Below are 9,136 nucleotides of genomic sequence, written 5' to 3'. Positions count from 1 at the left end.
CGATTTAGGTTCCTGCATCATACGCTGAAAAGAAGTCATCAAGTTACCAATTTCTACAAAAGCATTTTTTCTAGCTAATCTGTAAGAAGTAGGAACTTCTCCTTTTTGATTATAAAAATCAGCAATTTCTTTTAAATATGTTCTGTTGGCACGAATAGAATTTTCAATATGAATTGGTGTATTGATAAATTCCCAGGCCGGCCATAAGAACTGATTGGCGATAAATGCTAAAACTGCTCCAGCAAGTGAATCTAAAATTCTGTACTGAATCACTTCGTTGATATCAGGAGTTAGAATTCCGTAAATAAAAACCACATACATCGTAACAAAAGTCGCACTGATTTTATAGTTGATTTGTGTAAACGAAATTCCTACAAGCATACAGATTATGGAAAAAATACTGAGAGCTACGTGGTTTTGAATAATAGATACGATTCCGAAAGCCAAAATACCTCCTAGAACGGTTCCGAACATTCTGTTATAAGAGCGCTCTTTTGTTAAGCCATAACCCGGTCGCATGATGACAACGATGGTTAACAGAATCCAATATACGTTTTGAAAAGGCAGAATTTGACCGAGGAAAAAACCAATCAAAATCGTAATAGTTAATCGTATCGAATGCCTGAAAATGGATGAAGAATAACTTAGATTTTCAAGTAGTGTTCGTAACGGATAATATTGAGGAGTTAAGAATTTTTCAAGTTCTTTATCTTTGTCCTTTAATTTATAGGATTGCATTGCTAAAGAAAGTGCACGCTGGATGGTTTTGATTTTTCCAACCTGATTTTTAGCATATTTCAACATATTAGTCAACATCAGAACGCCTTCGGCAGCTTCTTCTTTTCCTAATGTTTTTTCGTAATCAAAAATGGCAAATTCCAGAGCATCCAATTCGTTTTTCAAATCCTGCTTGTCCACATAAACGCTAATGTGACGTACGTTTTTTGAAAGTTTTTTTAATGTGGAAGCCAGTTTATAAGCCACATTTTGATAAGTTCTTAAAACATTTGGATGTTTGGCAAATTTTTCGTGAAGTTTACTATGATCAAAAGAAGTATAAAGAGCTAATTCCTGAATTTCAACTAAAGTGATAAAAACCAAAAGCATTTTTCGGTTCTGGCTGGTAGTTCCAGAGGCATTCTGATTTCCAATTAATGATTTTCTTAAATCTTCATGTATCAGATTTAAATCAACCTGAATGGCAAGTTGTTTCTCAATAATGGCTTTTCTGTTAGCTTCGGGGCTCCATAAGTCTCCTCTTAGTTTTAAATATTTGGCGGTAAGTTTAATGCCTTCAGTAATTTGTAATTCTACATATTTATAAGGTTGTACAAAATGAAATACGAGAGATACAATTAAATAGAGAATTCCTCCAATAAATATAAAACCGGAATATTGAAAAGCTTCCCATCCTTCATGTAAATGTCCAAAAGAAAGCGAAATAGATAATAAAGCTGAGAAAGAAATTAGAGTTGCTCTTTGTCCGTAAACCGAAATCATAGAACATAAAAACAACAGAAATCCTAAAAATATATAAAACAGAAAAGGATAAGGATAAACAAGATTTACCAAAAGATTAACTCCCGAAACGATAAAAGAAGCTGCAATTAATCCTTTAATCTTATGACTAAGAGAACTCGGAATATCACTCGGATAAGTATAAAACGCACCTAATGCAATAGTGAATCCAATTTCAAAATGACCTAAAAAATTTAAAACCAAAACAGGAACCACAGCAGCGATAGTTACTTTTGAGGCGTTGAAAAAAGAGGTGCTGTTGGTAAATTTTGAAATTTTATCAATCATAAAGTAAAGTTTACAATCAAAGGTAAGAATTGTAGCAGTGATTTTGGCATAATTATAGCTGAGATTTTTAGCATGGGGGAAATAAAATAGTATTCGAATTATTCATTGACTATTTTTTACTATTTTTGCCAGCTGAAATATCAGAACTTTAATTCTGTTTTTGCAGCACCTAAAAACAAAAATAAAAACAAATGATTTTACCAATTGTAGGATACGGTGATCCTGTTTTAAGAAAAGTAGGGCAGGACATTACGCCAGAATATCCAAACCTAAAAGAAATGATCGCAAATATGTACGAGACTATGTATAATGCGTACGGAGTTGGACTTGCTGCACCGCAGGTTGGACTGCCAATTCGTTTGTTTGTTATTGACACAACACCTTTTAGTGATGATGAAGATCTGCCTTCAGATGAACAAAAAGATTTGAAAGGTTTTAAAAAGACTTTCATTAATGCTAAGATTGTAAAAGAAGAAGGAGAAGAGTGGGGTTTTAATGAAGGATGTTTGAGTATTCCAGATGTGCGTGAAGATGTTTACAGAAAACCAACCGTTACAATCGAGTATTGTGAAGAGGATTTTGTAATGAAAACAGAAGTATTTGACGGGTTAATAGCGAGAGTTATTCAGCACGAGTACGATCATATTGAAGGAATTTTATTTACAGATAAAATTTCGTCTCTTAAAAAACGATTAATCCAAAAGAAACTAAAAAATATTACTGAAGGAAAAACATTTCAGGAATATAGAATGAAGTTTTTTGCAGCAAAAAAGGGAAGATAAAATTTCTAATGATTTAGAAACAAAAAATAAAGCAAATTCTTAATACTAATTTTAATAAAAATGAATTTAACGAAAATTTTAGCCATTTCAGGAAAACCAGGTTTATACGAATTAAAAGTACAAACTCGTACAGGTTTTGTGGCAGAATCATTAATTGATGGGAAGAAGATTACTGTAAATCTAAAAAGCAATGTAAGTTTATTGTCTGAAATTTCGATTTACACTTATGAAGGTGAAAAACCATTAACTGAAGTAATGCAGCAAATTGCCGTTAAAGAAAACAAAGGTCAGGCTATTTCTCACAAAGAAGACAATGCTACTTTAGCAGCTTATTTCAAACAAATTCTTCCAGATTACGATGAAGAAAGAGTTTATCCATCTGATATTAAAAAAGTATTAAACTGGTACAACACACTTCAAGCAAAAGGTTTGGTTACTGATTTAGCTCCTGCTGTTGAAGAACCAAAAGAAGAAGCTCCAGTTGTTGCTGAAAAACCTAAAAAAGCTCCAGCTGCTAAAAAAGCAAAAGCTAAAAAAGAAGAAGAATAAAAACGTTTCTTTTTAAATATATAATATCCTGTTAAGATGTTTTCTTGACAGGATTTTTTAATTTTACAGAATCGAGTTTTAAATCTAAAGAACTTCAAAATGAATAGAGAAAACCAGTTAAAAGCATTTGAAAGATTATTAAATATCATGGATGAACTTCGTGAACAATGTCCGTGGGATAAAAAACAAACCCTACAGACCTTGAGACATTTAACAATCGAAGAAACATACGAATTGGGTGACGCTATTCTGGATAACGATTTAAATGAAGTTAAAAAAGAACTAGGAGACTTGCTTTTGCATATTGTTTTTTATGCTAAAATAGGAAGCGAGACTAACGATTTTGATATTGCCGATGTTTGTAATGAAATCTGCGAAAAACTAATTCATCGTCATCCACATATTTATGGAGATGTAAAAGTGGAGAATGAAGAGGAAGTCAAACAAAACTGGGAAAAACTAAAACTGAAAGAAGGTAAAAAGTCCGTTTTAGAAGGTGTTCCGAGAAGTCTTCCTGCATTGGTTAAAGCAAGTAGAATTCAGGATAAAGTAAAAGGTGTAGGTTTTGACTGGGAAGAACCTCATCAGGTTTGGGATAAAGTGCAAGAGGAATTACAAGAATTACAAGACGAAGTAAAATCTGGAAATCAGGACAAAATCGAAGACGAATTCGGAGATGTTTTGTTTTCTATGATTAACTATGCTCGATTTTTAAATGTAAATCCTGAAGATGCTTTGGAAAGAACCAATAAAAAATTCATTAAACGCTTTCAGTATTTAGAAAGTAAGGCAAACGAATTAGGAAAACCATTAATGGATATGACGCTTACAGAAATGGATGTTTTCTGGAACGAAGCTAAAAAACTTTAATTATCAGCCATTTTTTTTAAAGCGCGAACATCCTTAAGAAGTATCTTTTTACCAACCAATTCAATTAAGCCTAATTTGTTAAAATCTGATAGTAAACGAATACAGCTTTCTGTCGCGGTACCAATAATTCCGGCAAGTTCTTCTCTTGTTAGTTGAACTTTTAGTGTTTTGTCAGTGTCTTCTCCAAAAGCTTCGTGCAATTGAAGTAGAGTTTCTGCTAATCTTTGCTTAACCGTTTTTTGAACCAAAGCAATCTTTTCGTTTTCAGACTCTTTTAAATCTTCACACACAGACTGCATCATGTTTAGTGAAAACTGATTATTGCTATTAAAGAAATTGATGATTTCAGCTTTAGGAATAAAACAAACTTCCATATCTGCAATAGCCTTTGCTGTTAAATTTGCTGGCTCATTGCTAATCATAGAACGTTGACCGAGAAGTTCTCCAGATTTAACCAATTTTACAATTTGGTCTTTTCCGTTTGCACTCAATTTTGAAAGTTTACCAACACCATCTTTTACACAAAAAACTCCATTAGTAACTTCGCCTTCTTCAAAAAGCGCTTCACCTTTTTTGATTTTGTAAGTGGTTTTGCTATTGGCTAATTTTATAACTTCTTCTTTGTTAAGGGCTTTTAATGAGCTTAGCTGGCGTACAATGCATTGATCACATTTATTCATGACAATAGTTGTTTGGTGCAAAATTAAGCATATTTAAGACTTTTCGGCATTATTAGATGGTAAAATTATTATAAATAAGAATTTACATTAATTTGACTTCTCAAATTTTACTAAATTTAGAACTCAATTTCAATAGAACATGACAATTATCATCTTAATAATTGTGCTTTAATTGGAAATTTGCGACAAATAAAAACAAGTTTATGAGGGAGCAAAGTTGTTTTCATTGTGGTTTATCTATTGAACAAAATGAAGAAATTGAGTTTGATGATAAGAAGTTTTGTTGTACAGGCTGTAAAACGGTTTACGAAATTTTCAGCGTTAACGACTTAACCTCTTATTATGATTTTGAAAAGTCGCCCGGTGCCACTCCGCAAGACATCAAAGGAAAATATGATTTTTTAGAGAACGAAGCAATACTTTCTAAAGTTTTAGAATTTCAGGAAGGAAATACTGCAATCGTTTCTTTAAGTATTCCGCACATTCACTGCAGTTCTTGCATTTGGATTTTGGAGAATTTAAATCGTCTTCAGCCAGGAATCAGTATTTCGCAAGTTAATTTTCATGAAAAGAAAGTTCGAATTACTTTTAATTCGGATACTGTTTCTTTAAAAGAAATTGTCTATCTGTTAAGTTCTATTGGCTACGAACCGTACATTAGTTTAGAAAACTATGAAACAGGAAAAACAAAAGTAGATAGAAGTCTTACTTACAAACTAGGTGTTGCCTTTTTTTGTTTTGGAAATATAATGTTGCTTTCATTTCCGGAATATTTTGAAATGAAAGAATTCTGGCTGGATAGTTACAAACCCTTTTTCAGATTGTTGATTTTTCTTTTGGCATTGCCAAGTTTCTTATATTCAGCAAGCGGATATTATGTTTCTGCTTATCATAGCATTAGAACCAGAATGTTAAATATTGATATTCCAATTGCTTTAGGAATTATCGTAATGTTTATTCGTAGTTCGTATGATATGCTAATGGATCACGGACCAGGATTTTTTGATAGTTTGGCAAGTTTAGTATTCTTTATGCTTCTTGGTAAAATGTTTCAAATTAAAACCTATAGTTTTTTAAGTTTCGAAAGAGATTTTAAATCCTATTTTCCAATTGCAGTTACCAAAATCAATAAAGATACTTCAGAAGATAATGTTGCTATTTATGATGTTGTAAAAGGCGATCGTTTATTAATTCGGAATCAGGAACTTATTCCTGTTGATGGAATTTTAATAAGCGAAAGTGCCGAAATCGATTATAGTTTTGTGACTGGAGAAGCTGTTCCTATCACTAAAAAATCTGGTGATAAAGTTTTTGCAGGAGGAAAGCAAATAGGAAAAGTGATCGAAATGGAAGTTTTGCATTCTGTTTCTCAAAGTTATTTGACGCAATTGTGGAGCAACGAAATTTTTCAGAAAAAAGTAGATCAAAAACACAAAACCATAACAGATGCAATAAGCCGTTATTTTACCCCTATCTTAATGCTAATTGCATTTGCTGGTTTTGGATATTGGATTTCGATAGATGCTAATATTGCTTTTAATGTTTTTACAGCGGTTTTAATTGTAGCTTGTCCTTGTGCTTTGGCGTTGACAGCTCCTTTCACTTTCGGAAATATTTTAAGAATTTTAGGTAAAAAGAAATTTTACTTAAAAAATGCTATTGTTATAGAGCAGTTAGCAAAAGTAGATACAATTGTTTTTGATAAAACAGGAACCATTACAACCAATAAAAAATCGAATATACAGTATGAAGGAAATACTCTTTCTGATTTTGATATTGTATTGGTTAAGAATGTTTTACGAGGATCAAACCATCCTTTGAGCAGAATGCTTTATGATTTTCTTCCAGAAGCCAAACGCCTTCATGTCGAAGATTTTCAAGAAATTACTGGAAAAGGGATTTTAGCTGTTGTTGAGGGCGAAGAAATTAGAATTGGTTCTGGACAATTTGTAGATAATATAGTCGTAGATGGTTCAGAAATTGAAAAAACCGCTTTACATATTAAAATAGATGGAGTTTACTTTGGAAAATATACCTTTCAAAATCAATATAGGGAAGGACTTGAAAATCTTTTTTCGAAGTTAAACAAAGAGTATGAAATCAAAGTGCTCTCAGGAGATAATGATGGAGAAAGGGCCAATTTGGAAGCTATTTTGCCTAAAAATACAGAACTGATATTCAACCAAAAGCCCGAACAGAAGCTCGAATTTATTAAGAAACTTCAGGAAAAGGGTAAAAATGTAATGATGGTTGGAGATGGTTTAAACGATGCAGGAGCATTAGCGCAAAGTAATGTCGGGATTTCGATTTCTGAGAATGTTAATGTCTTTTCTCCAGCTTGTGATGCGATTTTGGATGCGTCTGAATTTTCACGGTTGAATTACTTTTTAAAGCTTTCTCATAAGGCAATTTCTATTATCAAGATGAGTTTTACTTTGTCATTGCTCTACAACGTTGTTGGACTGGCATTTGCTGTTACCGGAAACCTCCTTCCGTTGGTTGCGGCGATCATTATGCCGTTGAGTACAATTACGATAGTAAGTTTCGTTACGATTATGTCTAACTATTTCATTAAGAGTAATTTAGATTAATTTTAAATAATTCAAAAGATATTTTTTTTATTTTTATTATTCTTCTCTGAGCATGATAATTATCATATTTTAAACGCCAATCACCTAGTAATTTTGTTAACATAAATTTACGGTATGAGTGTTATTTATCTTTTAATTTCAGTAAGTATTTTCGTGGCAATTTGTTTCTTTATTGCTTTCATTATTGCTGTCAAATCTGGCCAGTACGACGACGATTATACACCTTCAGTCAGAATTCTTTTTGACGATGAGACCAAAATTATTTCCCAAAATAATAATTCACCAATCGAAGAAAAACAAGTATAATTATGGAAATGGAACAGTTTTATTACGACAACAAAATTGTAAAAAAATTCATTTACGCCACAATACTCTTTGGAGTTGTGGGTATGTTAGTGGGGCTTACCCTTGCGGTAATGTACCTTTTTCCCAACATGACAGATGGGATCTCGTGGCTTAGTTACGGCCGATTAAGACCATTACACACCAACGCAGTTATTTTTGCCTTTGTGGGGAATGCCTTTTTTGCCGGTATGTACTACTCGCTACAAAGATTGCTAAAAGCCAGAATGTTTAGCGATTTTTTAAGTAATCTTCATTTCTGGGGATGGCAGTTAATTATTGTTGCGGCAGCAATTACACTTCCGTTAGGTTATACTTCTTCTAAAGAATATGCAGAACTAGAGTGGCCAATTGATATTGCAATCGCTTTAATTTGGGTTGTAATGGGAATCAATATGATTGGTACGATGTTGAGACGTAGAGAACGTCACTTGTATGTAGCAATCTGGTTTTACTTGGCAACATTTGTTACAGTAGCCGTATTACATATTTTTAACAACATAGAAATTCCAGTTTCTGGTTTAAAAAGTTACTCTGTTTACGCAGGTGTTCAGGATGCGTTGGTACAATGGTGGTACGGACATAATGCGGTAGCATTCTTCTTGACAACTCCGTTCTTAGGATTAATGTATTATTTTGTTCCTAAAATTGCAAACAGACCGGTTTACTCTTATAGATTATCTATTATCCACTTTTGGTCATTAATTTTTATTTATATCTGGGCTGGACCTCACCACTTATTATATTCTGCTTTGCCAAACTGGGCTCAGAATTTAGGAGTTGCATTCTCAGTAATGTTAATTGCTCCATCTTGGGGAGGTATGATCAACGGTCTTCTAACATTAAGAGGAGCGTGGGATAAAGTTCGTGAAGAACCAGTTTTAAAATTCTTTGTAGTAGCGATTACAGGTTACGGTATGGCAACTTTTGAAGGGCCAATGTTATCTCTTAAAAATGTAAATGCAATTGCGCACTACACAGACTGGATCGTAGCACACGTACACGTAGGAGCTTTAGCTTGGAATGGTTTTATGTCATTTGGTATTATTTATTGGTTAATTCCAAGAATGACAAAATCAGAATTATTCTCTAAGAAATTGGCAAACTTCCATTTCTGGATTGGAACTTTAGGTATTATCGTATATACAATTCCATTATATGTGGCTGGTTTTCAACAAGCTTCTATGTGGAAACAATTTAACCCAGACGGAACGTTAACTTATGGTAACTTCCTAGAAACAGTAACGGCTATTATGCCGATGTATTGGATGAGAGCTATCGGTGGATCTCTGTATTTAATTGGGATGCTGACATTAGTATATAACATTATAATGACAGTTAGAGCTGGTGCACCAGTAGAAGATGAATTGGCTCAAGCACCTGCTTTGCAAAGAATAAGCAGCGGAAGAGTAAGAGGAGAAAAATTCCACTCTTGGTTAGAAAGAAAACCAATTCAGTTAACGATTTTGGCTACAATCGCAATCTTAATTGGAGGTATTATTCAGATTGTACCAAC

General features: G+C 33.1%; 8 protein-coding genes. 6 read left to right on the top strand and 2 right to left on the bottom strand.

Annotated features, from left to right (window positions below):
• Positions 1-1,806, bottom strand: a 1,806-nt coding sequence (locus VGE71_RS08755; RefSeq protein ID WP_331137978.1) for an FUSC family protein, incomplete at its 3' end; no start/stop codon positions are given.
• Positions 1,807-1,997: 191 nt separating this feature from the next.
• Between VGE71_RS08755 and def the strand changes: the two genes are divergently transcribed.
• From def to mazG, 3 genes are all read left to right on the top strand, one after another.
• Positions 1,998-2,588, top strand: a complete 591-nt coding sequence (def, locus tag VGE71_RS08750; protein WP_331137977.1) for a peptide deformylase — start codon at positions 1,998-2,000, stop codon at positions 2,586-2,588.
• 60 nt (positions 2,589-2,648) lie between these two features.
• Positions 2,649-3,137, top strand: a complete 489-nt coding sequence (locus VGE71_RS08745) for a DUF5606 domain-containing protein (protein WP_144214493.1) — start codon at positions 2,649-2,651, stop codon at positions 3,135-3,137.
• Positions 3,138-3,236: 99 nt separating this feature from the next.
• Positions 3,237-4,007, top strand: coding sequence for a nucleoside triphosphate pyrophosphohydrolase (gene mazG / locus VGE71_RS08740; protein WP_177210152.1), 771 nt, complete (start codon positions 3,237-3,239; stop codon positions 4,005-4,007).
• Here mazG and VGE71_RS08735 read toward each other — a convergent pair.
• Positions 4,004-4,687 (bottom strand): Crp/Fnr family transcriptional regulator, encoded by a 684-nt coding sequence (locus VGE71_RS08735; RefSeq protein WP_331137976.1) that lies wholly within the window; start codon positions 4,685-4,687, stop codon positions 4,004-4,006. The two genes, mazG and VGE71_RS08735, sit on opposite strands and share 4 nt — an antisense overlap.
• Positions 4,688-4,890: 203 nt before the next feature.
• Here VGE71_RS08735 and VGE71_RS08730 point away from each other — a divergent pair, with 203 nt between their 5' ends.
• The 3 genes from VGE71_RS08730 to ccoN all read left to right on the top strand — a co-directional run.
• A complete protein-coding gene (locus VGE71_RS08730; RefSeq protein WP_331137975.1) occupies positions 4,891-7,278 on the top strand; it encodes a heavy metal translocating P-type ATPase in 2,388 nt (795 codons plus the stop codon).
• A gap of 114 nt (positions 7,279-7,392) precedes the next feature.
• A complete protein-coding gene (gene ccoS, locus VGE71_RS08725; protein ID WP_091491194.1) occupies positions 7,393-7,584 on the top strand; it encodes a cbb3-type cytochrome oxidase assembly protein CcoS in 192 nt (63 codons plus the stop codon).
• Positions 7,585-7,586: 2 nt separating this feature from the next.
• Positions 7,587-9,136 (top strand): cytochrome-c oxidase, cbb3-type subunit I (gene ccoN / locus VGE71_RS08720; RefSeq protein WP_331137974.1); only part of this gene is annotated, 1,550 nt, incomplete at its 3' end.

Origin of the sequence: Flavobacterium sp. (assembly GCF_036405015.1) — a bacterium.
Taxonomy (GTDB): domain Bacteria; phylum Bacteroidota; class Bacteroidia; order Flavobacteriales; family Flavobacteriaceae; genus Flavobacterium.
Note: the sequence above shows the minus strand (reverse complement) of the source record. Positions and strands in the feature narration are given on the sequence as shown.